Genomic DNA, 22,297 nt, shown 5'->3' with positions numbered 1-22,297 from the left:
TAAAAGAGTAATAAGGGTAGCGACTAGAATGAAGGGAAGCAATATCAGCTTTGCCTAGTTTAAAACAAGTTCAATCAAGCTTTAAAACATAATTGATAGGAGTGTTAGCCATGTCAGTTTTAAATAAAACTTATAACAATTCTCAATTTTATTCAGAGAAATATCGCCCGCAATTTCATTTTACACCCAAGAAAAATTGGATGAACGACCCAAATGGAATGGTGTATTACGAAGGTGAATATCATTTATTTTACCAATACCATCCTGGTGGACTTCAGTGGGGACCAATGCATTGGGGGCATGCAGTTAGTAAGGATATGCTAACGTGGGAACATTTACCTATCGCACTTGAACCAGATGACTTGGGAACCATTTTTTCGGGAAGTGTTGTTGTAGACTGGAATGATACTTCTGGATTCTTTAATGGAAAAGAAGGATTAGTGGCAATTTTTACTCATTGCAAAGAAGAAGTGCAATCCCAAAGCATTGCTTTTAGTAAGGATAAAGGTAGAACATGGGTGAAATATCATGGTAACCCTGTGATCCCCAATATAGGAATTAAGGATTTTAGAGATCCTAAGGTTTTTTGGCATCATGAAACAAATAAGTGGATTATGGTGCTTGCAGCAGGTCAAAAAGTTATGCTTTATGGATCAACTAATTTAATTGACTGGACTTATTTAAGTGAGTTTGGAAATGATGAGGGGGCACATGGCGGTGTTTGGGAGTGTCCAGACTTATTTCAATTATCCGTAGATGGAGATTCGAGCAACAATAAATGGGTTTTGCAAGTCGATTTAGGCGATGGAGCTATTGCAGGTGGTTCTGGCGGTCAGTACTTTATTGGTGAATTTGATGGGGTCACATTTCAAAATGAAAATAGTCCAAATGAAATTAATTGGTTAGATTATGGGAAAGACTTTTACGCTGCTCAATCCTTTTCAGATATACCTGAAAAAGACGGAAGGAGAATTTGGATGGCATGGATGAGTAATTGGAAGTATGCTAATGAGCTGCCGACGAGTCCTTGGCGTAGTACGATGTCCATTCCCCGTGAAGTTGAACTTAGAAAAATGGAGAACGGTTTGATAAAGCTTTTTCAAAAGCCGATAGCGGAATTGAAATCACTACGACTAGATCAATATGTTATTAGAAATCAATATGTTAATGGAGACGCGAATGTTTTAGCGGGTCAAAAAGAAAATACATTTGAAATAGTAGTAGAAATAGAAAACCTAACTGCAGATGAGTTTGGATTTAAAGTAAGGCAATCTTCAAATAAAGAGGAGACAGCTATTGGTTATAACGTTTTAAATAATGTTTTATTTGTTGATCGTGAAAATGCTGGAGAACATGAATTTAGTAATCAGTTTAAGGGAAGACATTCATTCCAAATGAACAATAGTCAAGAAACTTTTAAATTACACCTTTTCGTTGATAAATCCTCCGTAGAAGTATTTTTTAATGATGGTGAAGCAGTAATCACAGATTTAGTTTTTCCTGAAGATCAAAGTAAAGAAATGGAGTTTTATGTTGTGAATGGTGAAGTGAAAATTGTCTCTTTAGAGTTATATACTCTAAAAAGTACATGGGAATGATGGACTTTTCGAACAAACCTTAGAGAAGATGCAAGTGAATCCTATGTGTTGTAAAGAGTTCCTTTACTATACTTTCATTTGCTTGTTAAGTAACGATTATGAAAAAAGAAACAACTCGGGAATGTACTGGAAAGGGGAAGAAAATTTGAGTCTTCATTTACTTTCTACTGACTTTCTATTAGAAGTGTACACAAACGCTATAGAATTAAATGATAATAAAGACTTTATTTTACTATTAGAAAAAGAGCTAAATAATAGACAGAGTATTAATAGATTGTACAGTACTAGTTAATTCCAAAATTAAAATTTCTTAATAATTCAATTGACTTTTTTCAGAATTTATTGTATTTTTAGTGTATTAATCGTTTACGTAATCGATTTTCTGTGTTGTATGCGGTTACATTTACTTGTAATTTAAATATAGTGTAACTAATGACTATAAATTTATAAGTTAGTTAATCGATTACGTATTTATGTTTTTAATAATTAAATAAACCACTGCCCATGACAATAATTAATATTTTATGAGGGAGGGAGTCAAGATGAAACCTGCGTTGAAAAGAACAGAAATGTCACCTCAGATCGAACAGGTTCCAATAACCCCAGTAACGAAACCTGAACCGTCAAAACCAAGGAAAAACAATCGGTGGAAACAAATTAAACAGAATTGGGAGCTTTACCTATTCCTATTCCCTACATTACTTTACTTTATCATCTTTCATTACATACCAATGTATGGGGTACAGATTGCATTTCGTGATTACTCACCAGGATTAGGGATTACCGGAAGTCCGTGGGTAGGCTTTGACCATTTTATTCGCTTCTTTGATTCTTATCAGTTCTGGAATTTGATTTATAATACATTTTCACTTAGTGTGTTACAACTTCTTTTAACATTTCCCTTACCAATCATTGTCGCTTTAATGTTAAACCAATTAGTTTTCAAACGTTATAAAAAGTTTGTACAAACTGTCATCTATGCACCTCATTTTATATCAGTCGTTGTCTTAGTCGGTATGGTCTATGTATTTTTCTCAAACAATGGGATCGTTAACAATATATTGTTGTTATTTGGAATGGATCCTATTAGATTTTTAGCTGAAGCTTCTTGGTTCAAACCTTTGTATGTTGGTTCAAGCGTTTGGCAGGAAACAGGATGGGCTGCTATTATTTATCTTGCTGCTCTAGCAGCAGTAAGTCCTGAACTTCATGAAGCTGCAGTTATGGATGGAGCGAATAAATTTCAACGAATTATACATGTTGATATACCAGCTATACTTCCAATTGCAATGATACTATTAGTCTTATCTGTAGGAAATATTATGAATATTGGTTTTGAGAAAGCCTATTTACTGCAGACTCCACTTAATCAAAGTTCAGCAGAGATTATTCCAACATATGTGTATAAAGTTGGTCTACAGCAAGCTCAATATAGTTTTGCAGCTGCGGTTGGATTATTCAATGCCATTATTAATCTAGTGTTGTTATGGTATGTAAATAGGGTAGTAAAACGTCTATCAGGTAACGGTTTATGGTAGCAGGGGGTGGATGAAATGAATATCACAAAAATTAGACGTTCAAGAGAAGATAAGATTTTCGATGCAGTGAACATTACACTACTAACGCTAATGTTACTTGCTATTCTTTACCCATTGTATTTTATCGTAATTGCATCTATTAGTAATCCTGATCGTATATTTGCCGGTGATGTTTGGTTATATCCAGTTGAAATTACCTTTGAAGGATATAGTAGAATCTTCTCAGATGGGAAAATATGGACTGGATACAAAAATACAATTATTTATACAGTCTTGGGCACGACCTTAAATGTAGCTCTTACTTTAACTGCTGCCTATGCGTTATCAAGAAAGGATTTCTATGGTCGTAATTTCTTCATGATTATGTTTGTATTTACGATGTTTTTCTCAGGTGGATTAATCCCAACATACCTAGTTGTTCAAAATCTAGGAATGGTCAACACGATGTGGGCGATGATTATTCCAAAAGCTGTTGCGATTTGGAATATTATTGTGGCGAGAACATTCTTTCAAGCTACCATACCTGATGAAATGTTAGAGGCGGCCAAGGTTGACGGATGTTCAAATACAAAGTTTTTTACAAAGATTGTTTTACCACTATCAAAACCTATCATTGCCGTTATGGTGCTGTTCTATGCAGTTGGTCATTGGAATTCATATTTTGATGCCTTAATTTATTTGAACAATGAAAGCTTATATCCGCTTCAACTAATCTTGCGTAATATCTTAATTCAAAATGAAGCAGCAGCTACAATGGTAAGTGATCTTGAGTCTGTAGCTGCACAACAACGAATAGCAGACCTTATTAAATATGGAGTGATTATTGTTGGAAGCTTGCCACTATTAATCGTATATCCATTTATTCAAAAATACTTTGTTCAAGGCGTTATGATTGGTGGGATAAAAGGCTAATTCATGATCGTTTGTTGAAGGAAGAATGAAAGTAGAAGGAGGCTAAGTAGAATGAAAGTTTTAGATTCGAAATTATATCGCATTGTTGAAGTAAGTGTAAATTTCTTTCTATTAAATTTGCTTTGGCTCCTCGCTTGTTTACCTGTTATTACATTCTTTCCTTCAACAATAGCAATGTTTGGAGTGATAAGAGATTGGCACATGAAGAAAGAAGTAGGTGTCATGCAGCCGTTTTTCCAACACTTTCTTAAGAACTTCAAAGTAAGTGTAGGCTTAACGATCATTTGGGCACCTTTGACAGTCATTTTATTTACTAATATCCAATTACTTCAGCCTACAGCTTCAATAGTTGGTTTAGTTATGACAGTAGTTATTGGATTTATTCTTTTGCTATTTGCTTCTACATCGGTTTACCTTATTCCAGTAACGGTTCATTTTGAGTTACCAATGATTCAGCTAATCCAAAATTCATTTTTTATTGCGATTAGTCAAATTAAATATACGATGCTAAGTTTGGCTCTATTATTTATTGCAGGATACCTAATATATCAAATTCCAATTATGATGATTTTCATCACAAGCCTTGTTAGTTATTTCATTTATGTATCTTGTTATGAAGCCTTTAAAAAAGTAGGAGCCGTTTATTAAAATGACTCTAACTTACAATGGCTTCTTCACAACTATTAAAGAAATGAGTTGCATTTACGTAATCGATTATATGAATAGGTCTTTATTAAAATAGCGTATGGATCGACTTAAAAAGCGTTTCCTTTGAGGAGGTGATGTCCATAACTCTTTGACTTATGGTTTTTGAAACGAATAAATGAATACAGGGGGAGTTTTTAATGGTTAAAAGATTAGGTGTATGTATGTTAATCATGACAATAATGCTTATGTTTGTGGCTTGTTCTAATGAAGCAGGAAGCGATGAAGCAAAATCGAATGAAGAAGCGCAACTAACTAGTGAATTTAATAAAGAGGGTCTACCAATCGTAGAAGAAAAAGTGACCTTAAATTTTGTTTCGCCAAAAGCCCCACTTGCACCAGACTATAATGAAATGGAAATCATTCAAACTTTAGAAGAAATGACAAACGTTCATATTAATTGGAACAATATTCCTGGGGAAGGCTATGAAGAAAGAAAGAATCTCATGTTAGCTAGTAATGATCTTCCGGATGCTTTCTATAACGCACAATTCACAGATCACGAACTTGTTAAGTACGGTCAAGCGGGTTCTATTATACCATTGGAAGATTTAATTGAAGAATACGCTCCTAATTTGAAAAAGATATTCGAACAAAGACCTGAGTTAAAGAGTATGGTTACTGCACCAGATGGACATATCTATTCTTTGCCAAGAGCAGAAGAGATGGGCTTAAGCGCGGTTCCAAACTTCACATCAATAAATAAAACGTGGTTGGATAATTTAGGGCTTGATATGCCAACTACGCTTGATGAGTATGGTGATGTATTAAGAGCTTTTAGAGACCAAGATCCTAACGGAACAGGCAAAGATGATGTCATTCCATTAAGTTATATGCATAACTTTTGGACTGGAAACTTTGGTGATATGTTTGCTGCATTTGGAATTCCAGATAACGTCGATCACCGAATTGTTCGTGATGGTAAAGTATTTTTTACAGTTGTTCAACCTGAGTATAAAGAAGCAATCGAATATTTTCATGGTTGGGTTGAAGAAGGATTAATTGATCCAGAATCTTTCACTCAAGATGTGAGTCAATATTTTGCAAAAGGGAAGACAAATCCGGAAACTCTAGGATCGTATATATGGTGGGAGTCAGAAGAAATTGTCGGACCAGAACGTGCTGATGATTATGTACTTTTACCACCATTAGAGGGACCAAATGGACATAAGATGGTTGGCCGTTCCAACTATTCAGAGTACGGAAGAGCCGAATTTGTCATTACATCAGCGAACAAGCATCCAGAGATTACGATGCGTTGGGTAGATCAGTTATATGAGCCAAAAATGTCTGCACAAATTAGTTGGGGGCCAATTGGTACTATTTATGAAGAAGATGAAAATGGCATGTTAGTGAACATGGAGTTAGAAGAAGGCGTATCAATGGGAGAACTTCGTCAAAGGGTTGCTCCGAATGGTCCAGTTGTCGTGTTAGCTGAACACTTTGGAACAGTTGTTGATATGGAACCACGTGCGAAACAACGTTTACAAGATATTGAAGAGGTATATGCTCCATATCTAGTAGAAGAAAATTACCCTCAAATTTTCTTTACGGCTGAAGAACTTGACCGAATCAATCGACTTGAAGTAGAAATTATGGACTTTGTCAATCAGAAACAAGCTGTTTGGTTACTAAATGGTGGAGTTGAAAAAGAATGGGATCAATATCTTGATCAGTTAGAAAAGATGGGACTAAGTGAATTAATGGAAATCTATCAAGAAGGCTTAGATCGATTTAATTCAAACTTGTAAGCAATAATAGTAAAAAAGCCGGAGCCTAAACTTCCGGCTTTTTATGCCTAAATGATATGAGAAATGGAGGGTAACTAGTGAGAGTGAGAGATTATGCTATAAGCAAAGACCTGATCGCACAGTGGTCATTTGAGGAGACAGATGGAAAGACGACATATGAGAAAGTACAAAAAAGAGATGACTCCATCCACTATATTTTTCATGATGCGGCTTTTCAACCAAATAGAAGTATCAAACGGAGAAAAGGGATTCGAGGAAACGCGTTATGGTTCGACGGATACTCAACGTTTATTCAAAGAGAAAAAGAATCCTTTTTGCCACCTACAAAGGGAATGACGCTATCTATGTGGGTTGCTCCTTATTCTTTCGGGGGAATTGAAGGTGAGAGTGTAACAGCATTAATAAACCAGCATGATCGCATGCGGGAGATAGGATTTATTTTGGGGTTCTATAAAACTGGTACACTATCATTTCAACTTGGCTTAACTAGTGGTTGGGTTGATTTGTCTACAGAGGGAGTTACGTTACCTAAAAATGAGTGGACCTATGTTGTTGCAACATTTGATTCAAGTGAAGGAATAATAGCAATTTACGTAAATGGAAAATTAGCATCGAAACAGCAAGTAGAAAAAGATTCACGATTCCTCCCTGCAGATGTTGACTTGCTGATTGGAAAGAACAATCATTCAAAGATGATTGAGAGAACATTTTCACTTGGTATGTTTAGTGGACTTATGGATGAGGTTTGTATCTATGAGAGGGCATTAACATCAGAGGAAATAAGGGAAGAGTTCCGCTCCTATTTAACTGTCAATGGAGGTGAAATTCCTTCGTTAAAACATGAGGATATAGCTATTCATCGTGAGGACTTTTCAAATGATAAACACCGACCACAGTATCATCTGACCCCACCTGGTCATTGGATGAATGAGCCTCATGCCCCGTTATATTATGAAGGGAAATACCATCTGTTCTATCAGCATAACCCTCAAGGACCTTATTGGGGAAATATTCACTGGGGGCATTGGGTGAGTGAGGATTTAATTCATTGGAAGGATATTCCTATTTCTCTCTCTCCTGAAAAAAATCAGGTCGATCCAGACGGAACATGGTCAGGTTGTGCACATTTTGATGAAGAAGGAGTACCTGTTTTATTTTTTACTGCTGGAAACAATCATTATCTTCCGAACCAAATGATAGGGCTGGCAAGAAGCAAGGTCAATAGTGACGGTGACTTAGAGCTCAAACATTGGGAAAAGCACCTAGAGCCGATCCTGTTTCAACCTAAAGACTGTAACTTAGATGATGATGGGTTTCGTGACCCGTTTGTTTGGAAAGAAGGCAAGGTGTGGTATCAGCTAGTTGGTTCGGGGATTAACGGGCAAGGTGGAACAGCCTTGTTATTTGAGTCAGAGAATTTAATCGATTGGTCATACAGAGGTCCACTTTATATAAGTGATAACATAAAATACCCTTATTTAGGAAGGGTTTGGGAGTTGCCAATTCTGCTTCCTCTAGGAAAGGATAGTAAAGGGAATGACAAACATATTTTTATCATTAGTCCGATTGGTGATGAAGCCGATGTTGAGGTTTTCTATTGGATAGGGAAATGGGATTGCGAGAACGGAGTCTTTATCCCAGATGTAGAAGAGCCAAAGCTTATAGATATAGGTGATTTTCACTTTACGGGCCCAAGTGCAATGATTGACCCGAAAACAGGGCGGCTCATTTTATTTACCATTGCTCAAGGAGAGAGACCGATCGAGTATGAATATGCTTCTGGTTGGGCTCATAATGGCGGATTACCTGTTGAACTATTTTTGGGGAAAGATGATCGTTTGAAATGTAAGCCGATTGATGAAGTGAAAACTCTTCGTAAGAGAACACTTTTGGATGTAGAGAAGGTGACAATTGCTGAAGTCAATCAATCGTTAATGGATATTTCAGGAGATATGCTTGAGATTGAAGCGACTTTTCAACAAAGAGAGCAAGGATGCATCGGAATGTATATAAGGCAATCACAGGGTCGTGATGAGGAAACACTACTTTATTATAATCAATCTACAAGTGAATTTTTCGTTGATCGGTCAAAGACTACGCTCGATCCAAAAGAAAAGACGAGAGGGGTTCAAGGGGGAGAAGTAGATCTTAGTAGCGCCGAACCTTTGAAAATACGGGTCTTCTTAGATAAGTCGATGGTAGAAACCTATATTAATGACATGAAAAGTTTAACGACTCGAGTGTATCCAACGCGAGAAGATTCGAAAGGAATATCTCTATTTGGAAATGATGAGGTAATTGTGGAATCTATTAGAGTGTGGGAATTGAGAGGAATACATTAAGGAGTACAGACCCAAAGCAATGAGGCAACCATGCGTCTATATGCTGGGCTGTCTCATCCACCCCCAGAAATGAAAGCGCTTTTATTTTGAGATTTTCTTGAAAGATAAGTGACTGAATTCTCATTACCTTCATTTCTTTGTTCAATATTACCCTATAAAAAGGAGATATTTTAATGAAGAAAGGTCTATTAAAAACATGTTTAATCATGTTTGTAATTTATTTGATGATAGGTCAATCGTCTCTGAGTTTATTTAGTGTAAGTGCTGTTTCAAATGATTTAAAAGAAGGTAGTGATAGTTTGAATAGTTATTATGATGAAGATTATCGCCCCCAATTTCATTTCACTCCTGAGAAAAATTGGATGAATGACCCAAATGGGATGGTGTATTTGGATGGCGAATATCATTTATTTTATCAACATAACCCAACAGAAAAAGTATGGGGGTCGATGTATTGGGGACATGCCATAAGTAAAGATTTAGTCAATTGGGAACATCAACCAATCGCTTTATTCCCCGATGAAAATGGGTTTATCTGGTCTGGAAGTGTTGTTGTTGATTATGACAATACGAGTGGCTTCCAAACGGGAAAAACTCCACCTTTAATAGCAGTCTTTTCCTATGAGTTAGGAAATGAAAATCAGACAGTTGGGATAGCGTATAGTAATGATAAAGGTAGAACATGGGAGAAATATGAAGGGAATCCTATTATAAACATGCCGGAAGAAACAAAAGTGAGCAATGGTGGTGATGGGGTTTTTAGAGATCCGAAAGTATTCTGGTATGAGGAAGAGGAAAAATGGATCTTTGTGATTGCAACAGGAAAGCAAGTAGATTTCTATTCATCGAAGAATTTAAAAGAATGGAAAAAGGAAGGTAGATTTGAGACCCCAGAAGTTAATGGTGATCTTGGAATATGGGAGTGTACGGACCTTATTAATCTACCAGTTGATACGACGGGTGATGGATTACATGATTCAACAAAATGGGTTCTCATTACGAGTGTAGCGAATGGACCAACAGGTGGCCAATCAATGGGGTATTTTATTGGTGATTTTGATGGAACCGAATTTATTCCCGATAAGGAAAACATTAAATGGTTAAATTATGGTGCCGATATGTATGCAGGTGTTACTTGGAGTAATACACCAAACAATCGACCAATTTTATTAAGTTGGATGAGTACACCTCAATATGCTGGAGACACTCCAACAGATCCTTGGAGAAGTGCTATGACGATTCCGCGAGAGTTGAAATTAAAACAGAGCAATAATGAGATGATGTTAACTCAAACTCCAGTTGAGGAATTAGAAGACCTTCGTGATAAAAATCAAAGTTGGTCCAACGAACTTACTTCCAGCTCCAATGAGCTTCTTTCAAGTGTTGAAGGAGATAGTTTGGAAATCATTGCAGAAATTGATATGACCCAAACAACGGCAGATGAAATTGGCTTTAAAGTAAGAAAAGGAGATGGAGAGTATACATCTATTGGTGTGAACCGAAAGAAGGAAATCAGTTTTGTGGATCGAACCAATTCAGGAATAGTTGATTTCCATTCAGATTTTGCAGCAAAGCATACAGCACCTTACAACTTTGAAGATGAAATCATAAAGTTACACATTCTGATTGACCGATCGTCGGTTGAAGTGTTTTTAAACGATGGTGAGATTGTATTTACGGAACAAATTTTCCCTAATCGCAATAGCAAAGGCGTGGAGTTATTCGGAGACGAAGGAGATATCTATATAACCAATTTAGAAATCTTTCAACTAAATAGTGCTACCTTTACACCAAGTTATGAAATGGAGTTTAAACGAAGCTTTGGATTTACTCCAAGTGAGATAGATGTAGATAAACTTCCAGAGGATATTGAAAATCCAAATTTTGAAACAGGAGACTTAACAGGATGGTTTCCTTATGGTAGTGCGTTTGAAGGTGTTGTTACAGATCAAGCAGAGTTCTGGGGAGGACCATTTAAGCATGAGGGAACTTACCATCTATGGGGGTTTGCAGGAGCAAAGTCTGAGGAACGTTCGGATGTAAGAGCAGGAATCATGACATCTAGTTTATTCCGTTTAGGTGGAGATGGGACTATTGATTTTCTCATCGCCGGTGGAGATGATATTGAACGACTTTATGTTTCTTTAGTAAGAGCTTCTGATGGGAAAGAATTGTTTAGGGAAACTGGTAGAGACTCTGAACAATACGAAAGAGTAACATGGGATGCATCTAATTATTTAGGAGAAGCAATGTATCTTAAAGTTGTTGATATGCACTCTGGTCGATTTGGACATATCAACTTAGATGATATTCGTGTTAATAATTCTAGTAAAAAAGAAGGACCACATGATATTGAAAATCCTAGTTTTGAAACAGGTGACTTAACAGGATGGACAGTTGTTAGAGGGAATGCGTTTAGCGATGCCTCAATTACAGATGAAACTGATTTTTGGAACAAGCAGCCTTTTAATCAAAATAACCTATGGCATATATGGGGAGGAGGAGGAGATAATTCAAAAGTTGGTGTCATGAGATCTCAAACATTTACCTTAGGTGGTGACGGGCAGATTGATTTTCTTATTGGGGGAGATCATGATATCGATAATTTATATGTAGCTCTCATTCGGGAATCCGATGGAGAAATCGTACTTAAAGAAACAGGCCACGGGAATGATACGTACCGAAGAGTTCATTGGGATGCATCGGCTTATGTAGGAGATGTGTATTATATCGAAATCGTAGACAAATCTACTGAGGGGCATTTAAATTTAGATGACGTTAATGTTCCACCAACTCCTTCTTTGCATAAAAACATAGAGCCTGCCATTTATAACAGTGATTTCGAGTATACACGTCTTCATCCTGATGATATTTGGGGTTGGGAGGTTATAAGTGGTGATGCATATGGTCCTGATAGCTTAGTAAATGAGAAGTATTGGAGCGAAGGTGGGACCTTTGATCAAGAAGGTAAGTACCATTTGTGGGGGTATAAAGCAGCTGGTGATGAAGCTACAGGAGAATTACATTCTGACCCATTTATTCTAAGTGGAAATGGAGGAATTGATTTTTTAATAGGGGGCGGGGATGATATTGATCGTTTATATGTGGCTCTTGTCCGCGTGTCAGATGGAGAAGTTCTCTTTAAAGCAACAGGTAGAAATTCTGAAACGTTCCAACGTGTATTTTGGGATGCCTCTAACTATTTAGGTGAGGAAGTCTTTATTAAAATTGTTGATGATGCAACAGGTCCTTGGGGGCATATAAATGTTGATGATTTTAATGTGTATAATTCGAAATTTTCAAGAGAATTACTTGGGCATTGGGCATTTGACGAGAAACAAGGAACAACTGTAAAGGAAAAAGTAACAGATTCCTCTAATTCTGTACATTATTTTCTTAATAAAGGTGTATATCAACCGGCACGTGATCCAATGTGGAGAGACGACGGCATTGAAAATGGAGCATTGCTGTTTGATGGCTATTCAACTTGGATAGAAAGTCTACCTAATCAAACGCCAGTTTTGGAGGATGAGATTACGCTTGAAGCATGGGTTGCTCCAAGGAACTTTGAACATGGAGATGAAGGGCGACTTTCCGCTATTATTAACCAGCATAATAGAGAAGAAAAAGAAGGATTCATTCTAGGTCACTTTCGCCATGGCACATGGGGCCTGCAATTTGGAACGGGTGATGACTGGTTTGAAGTCATGTCTGATACGTTGCTGCCACGAGAGGAATGGTCATATGTGACTGCAACCTATGTAAGTTCAACTGGTGAAGCTGTTTTATATTTAAACGGTGAAAAAGTTGCGTCAGCAGACTTGCCTCAAGGCGCCAAAATCAAACCAAGTTCTAACCCATTAAAAATAGGAAAGAACAATGATGGAATGTGGTTGTACGGGTTTACGTTAAATATGTTTAGCGGCATTATGGACGAAGTGAAATTAAGAGGGCGCGCACTTTCAGCGGAGGAAGTGAGAGGTGAATATGATCGTTATATAATGCAAGTAAACGGGAACTTGCCTACTCCAAATCTTCGTATTGATCGAAGCATCCTAGAGAATGACCCGCACAGACCACAGTATCATGCAGCACCACCAGTACATTGGCAAAATGAGCCAGGTGGTCCGTTCTACTTTAATGGCCAGTACCATGTCTTTTATCAAAGCAATCCGCGGGGACCATATTGGAATCATATTCGCTGGGGCCATTTAGTTAGTGATGATATGATTCACTGGAGAGATGTAGAAGATGCCATTGTTCCAGGTCGACATGACGTTGATCCCGATGGTGCATGGGCAGGAGATGCAGTTGTAGATGATTTCGGAAATCCTGTAATTTTTTACACAGCTGGTGATGACCGTAAGACGCCAAATCAACGGATAAACATAGCTAGAAGTACGTTTGGAGAAGATGGTGATCCGGATTTAAATCGATGGGTAAAACATCCAGAAGTGATTCTAGACCAAAAGCCAGGCCAAGGAATAATGGGAGAATTTCGTGATCCATATGTTTTTAAAGATGGAGATACGTGGTTTATGTTCATTACTTCAGGGGTAGAAAATGAAAGTGGAGATCCTGTAGGAGGAACAGCTCTCGTTTATTCTACACAAGATTCAAGTTTTGAAAATTGGGATTATCGAGGAGAATTACTTGTTGGGGATTATGAAAAGTATCCTTTTACAGGACGTGTTTGGGAGTTGCCGATATTTTTACCTTTAGGAGATAGCGGAAAACATATCTTGCTTATCAATCCTGCTAAAATGGAAAGGGAGCAATATCAATCTCGGTACACATGGTATTGGATAGGGACATGGGATAAGGAAGAGGCGCGATTTATACCGGATGATGAAGAACCAAAATTAATTGATTATGGAGATTATTTCACTGGGCCAGCAGGCTTTGTAACACCTGATGGGAGAACGGTAATTTACAGCATTACACAAGGAAGACGAACAGCGTTAATCGATTATGATTCTGGTTATGCTCATAACTTTGGCTTGCCGCTTCATGTATATCTTCGTGATGATGATCGACTTGGAATCGCTCCAATTGAAGAAGTTGAATCGCTTCGAGGCAAACAACTTGTTAATATTACGGAAGAGACATCATTCGATCAGGCAAATGAAATCCTTTCAAACGTACAAGGGGATATGCTTGAGGTTCAACTTGAATTAGATCAAGGGTTAGCGAACGAAGCTGGAATAACGGTAAGGAGAACTCCGGATGGAGAAGAAGGTACGACTCTTTATTATAAAAAGAGCAACGAAGAGTTCTGGGTTGACCGAACAAAGTCCAGTTTAAATCGAGATTTAGAAGCTTGGTATCAAGGAGGAAACGTCGAACTTCATGATGAAAATGTAAAACTAAGAGTATTTATTGATCGTTCGATGGTTGAAGCATACTTGAATGGACTGCAAAATATAACAACGAGAGCTTATCCTACAAGAACGGATGCAACAGGGCTTCAGTTATGGGCGAATGAAAATAGTGAAACCGTTGTTGTAAAGTCATTGAAAGTATGGGAGATGAACTCCGCGTACAAACAGGTTCCAGCAACTGGAGTTAGTCTCAATCAAGAAAAGCAAGAAATGATGACTGGAACAAATCAATATGTAACACCAATTGTTTCGCCGCAAAATGCTACGAACAAGGATGTAATCTGGACATCTAGTAATCCTACTATTGCTACAGTTACAAATGGCAGAGTTACTGCACATGCTCCTGGCTCGGTAGAAATTATAGCGGAAACAAGGGATGGTGACCATAAGGCAACTACAAAAATTGTCGTCATCGCCCCTCCTCCAGCTCGTAACATCACAAATCCAAGTTTTGAAGATGGACTAGAAGGGTGGACTATTCTTTCTGGTGATGCATTTAGTCCTAGTGATGTTACGGATAAAAATGATTGGGGATGGGGTGGACCATTTAATCACGTCGGTAACTATCATTTCTGGAGTGTCAATACAGGTGATGATTCTCTCACAGGATCCATGCGCTCGGAGACATTTACCCTAGGAGGAAACGGTCAAATAAACTTCTTAGTTTCAGGGGGAGATAACATTTATGATTTATATGTAGCTCTTGTCAGAGAGTCTGATGGGAAGATTTTAATGAAAGCAACGGGTGGCAATAGAGAAGCATACAGCAGAGTATACTGGGATGCATATGATTACATCGGAACAGATTGTTATATTCTATTAGTGGATAATGATACGGGTGGATGGGGACACATTAATGTTGATGATTTCCATGTGCCAGTTGAAGTGAAATAATAAAAATGGTTATGATTCCCCTTTTTAAGTAGCCATCTACTTGAAAAGGGGTTTTCTTTTCACTATTTAAGTATATGTTAAACACTCCCAATAATAAAAGAGCATTCAATATTAAAAGCTAGCTTACTAGTGTTCCTATATATATTTTTCTACTCTACCATAGGTATTCGGGTGCTATTGTTTACTAAGAGTGGCTAGAAATAGCTCTGAAAAATCTGATTTGAGTGCTTGTCTTTGATTATCTCCTAGTGTCTTCTTTTGGGTCTACAAATGTTGATAACAATATAATATACTATTAAATTAGTATCAAAAGTTTAAGAAAAGGACTATCATACATGCAAAACTGCGGACTTGTTTTAGAAGGTGGAGGAATGAAAGGACTCTATACGGCTGGGGTTCTAGAATACTTCCTTGAGAAGGATTTGTTTTTTTCTTATGTGATTGGAGTTTCAGCCGGTGCTTGTATGGGGGCATCTTATGTATCGAAACAAATGGGAAGAAATAAGAATGTCAATGTTGGACTTGTGAATGATCCACGTTATTTATCATTTCGTAACCTCATTTTTAAAAGAGAGATGTTTGGAATGGATTTCTTGTTTGATGAAGTACCTAGACGGATTGTTCCATTTGATTTTGAAACCTTTGCAATGACAAAACAACAATTTTTAATAGGGACGATGGATTGTCATACGGGTGAAGCAATTTACTATAATAAACAGCAGCACAAAGACGATATACTGAAAATCATTAGAGCTTCTAGCTCTATTCCTTTTATAGCTCGTCCTGTCGAATATGATGGGCGGCTGCTCCTTGATGGTGGATTAGTTGACCCAATTCCTTTAGAAAAAGCGAAAAAAGACGGAAATCAGAAAAACATTGTCATTATGACAAAATCAACTAATGAAAGATTAAAAGCTAGTAGAGCATCTTCCATATTGAAGAGACTCTACCGAAAGTTCCCGGCGGTCGCTGATTCATTTGAGAAGCGGTTGGTTACATATAATGATACATTATCCTTTATTGAATCTGAACAGGAAGAAAAGAAAGTCTTTCTTATTCAGCCGAGTATAGACCTATCTATAAGTGGCTTTGAACGAAATCAAAAGAGGCTGTTAGAATTGTATGAACTGGGCTATCATGATGCAAAAATGCAGTTTGAACGGTTGAAGAAGTGGTTAGAGGATTGAGTAGAGTAGAAGTTAGGGTTTGAATAAATGGTTCCTGCGTGCTGTAACGCAACGGTATGCAGGAACCATTTTTAATGATATCTCCTAAATTCTAAGAATTTAAAAAAATGAGTTAGCTAGTGGAGAACACAATTAAATAAATATACTTCAAAACAATAATGATTACGTAAAATTATATGCGTAATTTATTGTATCGAGGAGGTATGACAATGAAGACTAATTAGAATTTTCGCTTTTTTCTAAATTGTATTGACATTTTTGTAGGTGAAGGTGTAATATTCACTTATAACATTGTAACCGGTTACACAAGGTGCATCATTTTTTAAAAATTAAAAAGTAACCGGTTACATAAGAACTATTTTTTTATGACGAAAAGTAACCGGTTACATTGAAGGTGAGAGTATGGCAACGATTAGAGAAGTAGCGAAAAAAGCTGGAGTTTCCGTCGCCACTGTGTCGCGAGTAATTAATGGAACAGGGCGAGTCAAGAAAGCAACAGAAGAAAAAGTACTGGATATTGTAAAACAGTTAAATTATACCCCGAGTTCTATCGCAGTTAGTCTGAATAATAAAAAGTCAAAAACTATTGGATTACTCTTACCTGATATCACCAACCCTTTCTTTGCTGAATTAGCTAAGGGGGTTGAAGAAGTAGCTAAGAAAAAAGGATACACAGTCATTTTGTGTAATTCAAATGGTGACCTGCAAAGTGAGTTAGACCATTTGCAAGTATTAGAACAGAAATACGTAGATGGAATCATTTTATCTTCACACACGCTAACGTATTCACATATTGAGGAATGTAAAATTCCAATTGTGTCTATTGATCGAACTTTAGATGGAAAGCTGTCATCCGTTACATCTAAAAATTATGAAGGGGCTATGCTAGCAACTCGGCATTTACTGAAAAAGGGATGTGAAAGAATTGCGCATATTGCTGGTCCGCAAAACATTGTAACAGCAAGAAAAAGGCTCGAAGGTTATATGGCTGTTGTAAAAGATAAATCCTGGTACTCAGATGAGTTGTTGGTATATGGTGATTATGAAATTCAGACAGGATATGAAGCAACCTTAAAGCTATTAAACTCTACTCAAAAAATTGATGGGATATTTGCGGGTAATGATTTAATGGCCGTAGGGAGTCTAAAAGCTATATATTCGTTAGGATTGAGAGTACCTGAAGATGTAGCGGTAATCGGTTTTGATGGAATTAACTTTTCTAAAATTACAATTCCAGAGTTGAGCACTATTGCCCAACCGATTTTTGAAATGGGATTATTAGCAACAGATACTATTTTAGATGAAATTGTAAATAACAAAAAAAATCAATCGTTCCATGAACTTAGTGTCAGTTTAATTGAAAGAGATTCTACTAAAAAAAGTAGGTGTGACTATTGAATAGAAAACCTAGAATAACCGTAATTGGTAGTTCAAATGTTGACTATGTTGTACGTTCAGCAACGTATCCTCAAGTAGGAGAAACAATTATAGGAACAAGTTTCCAGGAGTTTATGGGAGGAAAAGGAGCCAATCAAGCTGTAGCGGCAGCTAGGCTAGGTGGTGAAGTCTCCTTTATCTCATCTGTAGGAGCAGACAGTCAAGGTGTTCAGATCAAGGGAAATCTATCAAATGAGTGTGTTAATATTGACGGAATTTATACTTCTCCTAATAATTCAAGTGGAATCGCATTTATTAATGTTTCTAATGATACAAATAAGATTACAGTCATTCCTGGGGCAAATTACGACTTACTGCCAGCACACATCGATCAACAAGAAAGGCTAATAGCATCTTCAGATATTATCTTAGTTCAATTAGAAATACCGCTAGAAACGGTTACAAGGGCAATGGAACTCGCAACATTACACTCCATTCCTATAATACTAAACCCGGCCCCAGCACAACCATTACCTGCTGAATTAATTGAAAAAACAACTTATTTAACACCAAACTTCAGTGAGATGCAAGCTATGACGGGTTTAGATTTGAAGAATCAGCAAGATCTTGAGATAGGTTTTTCTCAACTCTTTAAACAAAGAGTGAAAAATATAATCCTAACTAGGGGGGAAGATGGTGTACTATTCAGCAGTCATTCGAGTCAAACTCTACAAGAAGTAAAAAGTGTGAAGGTTGTTCCAGTTGATACCACTGGTGCAGGGGATACGTTTAATGGTGCTCTCGCTTATTCATTAGCAAGTGGTAATGATTTAGAAGCTGCTATTCGATTTTCCAACTTAGCAGCAGCTCTTTCTGTTACAAAAAACGGAGCTCAACTCGGTATGCCAACGAATGAAGAAATGCATGGATATGCCTCAAAACTATGAAAAAAAGGGGAGAAAAAAATGAAAAAATTATTATCAATACTTTCACTAACTATGATGGTGGGCTTCTTAGGTGCATGTGGTTCAACTACTGAGGATTCAACTACATCAGATTCATCTTCTTCAACTGGAGAAACAGTAGCAGAAGAAAAGACGATCACCTTTTCACTCGATCAGCCTTCGTCTCATATTTGGGTAAAAGCAACAAATAAATTTGCAGAATTAGTAGAGGAAAAAACGGAAGGCACTATTAAGGTCGAAGTTCATGATTCTGCATCACTTGGAACTCAACGTGAAGCTTTAGAAGGTATGAAAATTGGAACGGTGGGTGGAACCGTTAGTTTGGAGCCGGTATCTGCTTGGGTTGAGGAAATCGGTATTTTTGGAGTTCCGTACTTGTTCGAAGATAGTGATCATCTAAACAACTTTTTAACAAGTGAATCTGGTGAAGAATTAAATGAATTAATGATCGAAGAAGGGTTTAAACCACTTACGTATTTCATGAGAGCTCCAAGACAAATTTCAAGTAACAAAAAAATCGAATCTATTGATGATTTAAGAGGTTTAAACATTCGTGTACCTGAATCACCGACTGCACCTCCAGCATTTGAAGCAATGGGAGCGAGAGTGGTCACACTTCCTATTTCTGAAGTGTATTCAGCTTTACAACAAAATGTTATAGATGCGCAAGAGAATCCAATTACGCAAATTTATTCAGATAAATTCTATGAAGTTCAAGATTACATTACTCTTTCAAATCATCAATACCAAGCTGCTTACCTTCTAATTAGTAATGATATTTTTGAAAGCTTAACAGATGAGCAAAAACAAGCAATTGAAGAAGCGGCTCAAGAAACAAAAGAGTTTGAGCATAATCTACATGTTGAAGAATTAGAAGCTGCATTTGCTGGGCTAGAGGAAGCTGGTGTAGAAATAGTTGAAGTTGATTCTTCAGAATTTGCTGAAGCTGCTTCACAAGCATACTCTAGCTATGATGCCCTTATGCAAACCTGGATTGAGAGGGTTAACGAGAGTAAATAACAGAGAGGGGCCTTCCCCCTCTTAAGGTGGGATTAAGATGTTGCGGAGATTTAAACTGATCAATTTCCTAGAATTCACTGCTTTTCTATTGGTAATCTCACTTGTATTAATCATGTTTGTACAAGTTTTTGCACGTCAGTTTTTTGATAAGATACCTATTTGGAGCGGAGAAGAGGTAGCTACACTTTTATTAATTTGGTTAGTTAATATTGGTGCTGCAGTAGCTGCTGGCCGTAATACACACATTAGTATGGATTATATTGTTGAGAAATTCCCAGAACAATGGAGAAATAGAATCGAAATTGTGGTGTATACAGTTATTTGCTTGTTTTTACTTACGATCGGAGTCATCCTTTTTCAACTAGCATGGAGTGGTCGTGGAGCAACTACTGCACGCTTAAATATTTCAATGTTTTGGATTCAAATTAGTATGTTTGTCGGCATGATTATTATGTCTTATTACTATGTCAAACTTCTCATAAAATCAATTTGCAATCTAAGAGGGAAAAGTAAGAATAACATTACAAAAAATTGATTGATTTAAGTAGTAACAAGAAAGGAGAAGTTGATATGGCATTAGTAGTCATGCTTATATTGTTCATTTTATTATTAGTTTTACGCTTTCCTATATTTATTGTTATTGGCTTGTCGTCATTAGCTTATATCATTATAAGTGACATTCCTCCATTATTAATAGGGCAAAGAATTACGACTCAACTGACCTCCTTTTCATTATTGGCGATTCCATTTTACTTATTATTGGCAGCCATATTGAATTCCGGAATGGCTACTAAAAGGCTTATCAGGTTTGTTGTTTCGATAGTAGGATATATAAGAGGTGGGTTAGGGATTGCCAATGTTGGTATAAGTATGTTGTTCTCAGGTATTTCTGGTACAGCAGTGGCTGATACGGCTGGATTAGGGAAGACATTAATACCCGCAATGAAGAAAGAAGGATATCCATCTGCTTATGCTGCAGCTATAACAGGTGCATCTTCAACAGTAGGACCTATTATTCCTCCAAGTATCAATATTATTATTGCTGGGGTTACAGCAGGATTATCAATTTATGAACTATTTTTAGCGGGAATTATTCCGGGTATATTAATGGGGATCGCAATGATGGTTACAGCTTATATAATTGCTGTTAAAAGAAAGTTCCCTAAATCAAATGAATTCCAAGTAGCGGAAATCTGGGCAAGCTTTAAAGGATGTATTTGGGAGCTCGGATTAATTGTTTTTATTCTTTACGGAGTATTAGGTGGTTTATTTACACCAACAGAGGCCGGAGCAATGGGGGTATTTGCAGCTCTTGTGCTAGGATTTATTATCCGTAGAGATGTAAGTTTGAAAGATTTGTACAGATCATGTGTGGAGACAGCTCAATTTACAGGAACAGTCTTAATTATTGTTGGATTCGCTGCTACCTATGGTTGGATTATTGCATCAGAGAGAATCCCGCAAACTATTTCCGAATCAATCTTACTAATTACAGTTGTTCCAATTTTGGCAATATTACTAGTTAATTTAGTATTGTTTGTAGTCGGATCTGTTATGGAAACGATCGCTTCTCTAGTAATTGTGTTACCAACATTATTAGTACTTGGCACTTCATTAGGTATTGATCCAATTCATATGACAATGATTGTCGTAATTAACCTTACTCTAGGTCTTTTAACACCACCGATTGGAGTTGTTCTGTATATAGTGACCTCAATTAGCGGGGATAAGATTGGATCAGTCATAAAAGAAGTAATGCCGTTTTTTGTTGCTAATGTTGTTGTATTATTACTAGTGATCCTATTCCCGAGCTTAACACTTTGGTTACCTGAATTAGTAAATAGATAAAAGTTGAAAGGTGGAACAGACTATGAAAATAGCAATTGGTTCTGATCATGCAGGATTTCCATTAAAAGGATCGGTTTTAGAATTTCTGAGAAAAGAAGGGCATGAAATCATTGATTTTGGTTCTCATAATACAGATCCTGTAGATTTTCCAGTTATCACAAAGCAAGTATGTCAAGCAGTTCTAGATAACGAAGCAGAACGAGGTATAATGATCTGTGGTACAGGTGTTGGGGCCAGTATAGCGGCAAATAAAGTACCAGGTATAAGGGCTTCGGTGTGTCATGATATTTATACTGCACATCAATGTGTTGAACATGATGATGTTAACGTTATGGCAATTGGAGCCCAAATTATTGGTCATACAGTAGCAAATGAGCTAATTGAAAGATTTCTATCTGCAACATTTAGCACATCAGAAGAGTTTAGAAGACGAGTAGAAATGTTACATGAGATGGATAATAGTAATCAAAAGTAATAAAAAGGTTCCTGTACCGTGCTATAACGCACGGTGAACAGGAACTTTTTTATTTATTGGTTATTCCGAAATTACGGAAAACGCACATAAAAACATTCCTGTAAAACGGAATTTTCCGCATTTACGGAAATGGTAAAGTATAAGATAGCATAGATAAACAAATCCACAAAATATAATTTTGTTTTCCAAAAATGCAAGCGAATTCTTAAATAGTGAGAGATTTTATAGTTAATTTTTACATTTATTAAAGATAATTAGAAAGTTGGCACAAAACTTGCTTTATAGATTATTGAGTGTGCAGTAG

The 22,297-nt window shown here is 36.9% G+C and carries 15 protein-coding genes; all 15 read left to right on the top strand.

Annotated elements, in window-relative coordinates; genetic code table 11:
• The first annotated feature begins 110 nt into the window (after window positions 1-110).
• The 15 genes from SAY88_RS11140 (at window position 111) to rpiB (ending at window position 21,993) form a co-directional block, all read left to right on the top strand.
• Window positions 111-1,598, top strand: coding sequence for a glycoside hydrolase family 32 protein (locus tag SAY88_RS11140; RefSeq protein WP_332631838.1), 1,488 nt, complete (start codon window positions 111-113; stop codon window positions 1,596-1,598).
• Window positions 1,599-1,626: 28 nt separating this feature from the next.
• Window positions 1,627-1,890 (top strand): sporulation histidine kinase inhibitor Sda, encoded by a 264-nt coding sequence (gene sda, locus SAY88_RS25965; RefSeq protein WP_431308860.1) that lies wholly within the window; start codon window positions 1,627-1,629, stop codon window positions 1,888-1,890.
• A 250-nt stretch (window positions 1,891-2,140) separates the two neighbouring features.
• Window positions 2,141-3,136 (top strand): ABC transporter permease, encoded by a 996-nt coding sequence (locus SAY88_RS11135; RefSeq protein WP_332631836.1) that lies wholly within the window; start codon window positions 2,141-2,143, stop codon window positions 3,134-3,136.
• 15 nt (window positions 3,137-3,151) lie between these two features.
• Window positions 3,152-4,048 carry a carbohydrate ABC transporter permease gene (locus tag SAY88_RS11130; RefSeq protein ID WP_332631835.1) on the top strand — a complete coding sequence of 299 codons (897 nt, stop codon included), beginning with the start codon at window positions 3,152-3,154 and terminating at the stop codon, window positions 4,046-4,048.
• A gap of 51 nt (window positions 4,049-4,099) precedes the next feature.
• Window positions 4,100-4,696 carry a YesL family protein gene (locus SAY88_RS11125; protein ID WP_332631833.1) on the top strand — a complete coding sequence of 199 codons (597 nt, stop codon included), beginning with the start codon at window positions 4,100-4,102 and terminating at the stop codon, window positions 4,694-4,696.
• A 197-nt stretch (window positions 4,697-4,893) separates the two neighbouring features.
• On the top strand, window positions 4,894-6,504 hold the full coding sequence (locus tag SAY88_RS11120; protein ID WP_332631832.1) for an ABC transporter substrate-binding protein: 1,611 nt from the start codon (window positions 4,894-4,896) through the stop codon (window positions 6,502-6,504).
• A gap of 77 nt (window positions 6,505-6,581) precedes the next feature.
• Complete coding sequence (locus SAY88_RS11115) at window positions 6,582-8,846, top strand: GH32 C-terminal domain-containing protein (protein ID WP_332631830.1); 2,265 nt, start codon at window positions 6,582-6,584, stop codon at window positions 8,844-8,846.
• Window positions 8,847-9,019: 173 nt separating this feature from the next.
• Complete coding sequence (locus SAY88_RS11110) at window positions 9,020-15,121, top strand: GH32 C-terminal domain-containing protein (protein ID WP_332631828.1); 6,102 nt, start codon at window positions 9,020-9,022, stop codon at window positions 15,119-15,121.
• Window positions 15,122-15,456: 335 nt separating this feature from the next.
• Complete coding sequence (locus SAY88_RS11105; RefSeq protein WP_332631826.1) at window positions 15,457-16,308, top strand: patatin-like phospholipase family protein; 852 nt, start codon at window positions 15,457-15,459, stop codon at window positions 16,306-16,308.
• 402 nt (window positions 16,309-16,710) lie between these two features.
• Window positions 16,711-17,706 carry a LacI family DNA-binding transcriptional regulator gene (locus SAY88_RS11100; RefSeq protein WP_332631825.1) on the top strand — a complete coding sequence of 332 codons (996 nt, stop codon included), beginning with the start codon at window positions 16,711-16,713 and terminating at the stop codon, window positions 17,704-17,706.
• Complete coding sequence (gene rbsK / locus SAY88_RS11095; protein WP_332631824.1) at window positions 17,703-18,632, top strand: ribokinase; 930 nt, start codon at window positions 17,703-17,705, stop codon at window positions 18,630-18,632. Before SAY88_RS11100 ends, rbsK begins: the two co-directional genes overlap by 4 nt.
• A gap of 18 nt (window positions 18,633-18,650) precedes the next feature.
• Window positions 18,651-19,670, top strand: a complete 1,020-nt coding sequence (locus SAY88_RS11090) for a TRAP transporter substrate-binding protein (RefSeq protein WP_332631822.1) — start codon at window positions 18,651-18,653, stop codon at window positions 19,668-19,670.
• A gap of 37 nt (window positions 19,671-19,707) precedes the next feature.
• On the top strand, window positions 19,708-20,205 hold the full coding sequence (locus tag SAY88_RS11085; protein ID WP_332631820.1) for a TRAP transporter small permease: 498 nt from the start codon (window positions 19,708-19,710) through the stop codon (window positions 20,203-20,205).
• Between the two features lie 35 nt (window positions 20,206-20,240).
• Entirely contained in the window at window positions 20,241-21,518 is a 1,278-nt protein-coding gene (locus SAY88_RS11080; protein ID WP_332631818.1) for a TRAP transporter large permease, read from the top strand.
• Between the two features lie 22 nt (window positions 21,519-21,540).
• The gene (rpiB, locus tag SAY88_RS11075) at window positions 21,541-21,993 is read left to right on the top strand and encodes a ribose 5-phosphate isomerase B (RefSeq protein ID WP_250094634.1); all 453 of its coding nucleotides are present in this window, start codon (window positions 21,541-21,543) and stop codon (window positions 21,991-21,993) included.
• Window positions 21,994-22,297 lie beyond the last annotated feature (304 nt).

Origin of the sequence: Halalkalibacter flavus (assembly GCF_036663575.1) — a bacterium.
In the GTDB taxonomy this organism is placed as follows: Bacteria; Bacillota; Bacilli; order Bacillales; family Bacillaceae_D; genus Halalkalibacter; species Halalkalibacter flavus.
This window is presented reverse-complemented; position numbering and strand designations above follow the sequence as displayed.

What these genes read in the sequence shown, in the direction of transcription:
- SAY88_RS11140 (WP_332631838.1), top strand. Translation starts at nt 111, where the DNA reads ATGTCAGTTTTAAATAAAACTTATAACAATTCTCAATTTTATTCAGAG.
- sda (WP_431308860.1), top strand. Translation starts at nt 1,627, where the DNA reads ATGCAAGTGAATCCTATGTGTTGTAAAGAGTTCCTTTACTATACTTTC.
- SAY88_RS11135 (WP_332631836.1), top strand. Translation starts at nt 2,141, where the DNA reads ATGAAACCTGCGTTGAAAAGAACAGAAATGTCACCTCAGATCGAACAG.
- SAY88_RS11130 (WP_332631835.1), top strand. Translation starts at nt 3,152, where the DNA reads ATGAATATCACAAAAATTAGACGTTCAAGAGAAGATAAGATTTTCGAT.
- SAY88_RS11125 (WP_332631833.1), top strand. Translation starts at nt 4,100, where the DNA reads ATGAAAGTTTTAGATTCGAAATTATATCGCATTGTTGAAGTAAGTGTA.
- SAY88_RS11120 (WP_332631832.1), top strand. Translation starts at nt 4,894, where the DNA reads ATGGTTAAAAGATTAGGTGTATGTATGTTAATCATGACAATAATGCTT.
- SAY88_RS11110 (WP_332631828.1), top strand. Translation starts at nt 9,020, where the DNA reads ATGAAGAAAGGTCTATTAAAAACATGTTTAATCATGTTTGTAATTTAT.
- SAY88_RS11105 (WP_332631826.1), top strand. Translation starts at nt 15,457, where the DNA reads ATGCAAAACTGCGGACTTGTTTTAGAAGGTGGAGGAATGAAAGGACTC.
- SAY88_RS11100 (WP_332631825.1), top strand. Translation starts at nt 16,711, where the DNA reads ATGGCAACGATTAGAGAAGTAGCGAAAAAAGCTGGAGTTTCCGTCGCC.
- SAY88_RS11090 (WP_332631822.1), top strand. Translation starts at nt 18,651, where the DNA reads ATGAAAAAATTATTATCAATACTTTCACTAACTATGATGGTGGGCTTC.
- SAY88_RS11085 (WP_332631820.1), top strand. Translation starts at nt 19,708, where the DNA reads ATGTTGCGGAGATTTAAACTGATCAATTTCCTAGAATTCACTGCTTTT.
- SAY88_RS11080 (WP_332631818.1), top strand. Translation starts at nt 20,241, where the DNA reads ATGGCATTAGTAGTCATGCTTATATTGTTCATTTTATTATTAGTTTTA.
- rpiB (WP_250094634.1), top strand. Translation starts at nt 21,541, where the DNA reads ATGAAAATAGCAATTGGTTCTGATCATGCAGGATTTCCATTAAAAGGA.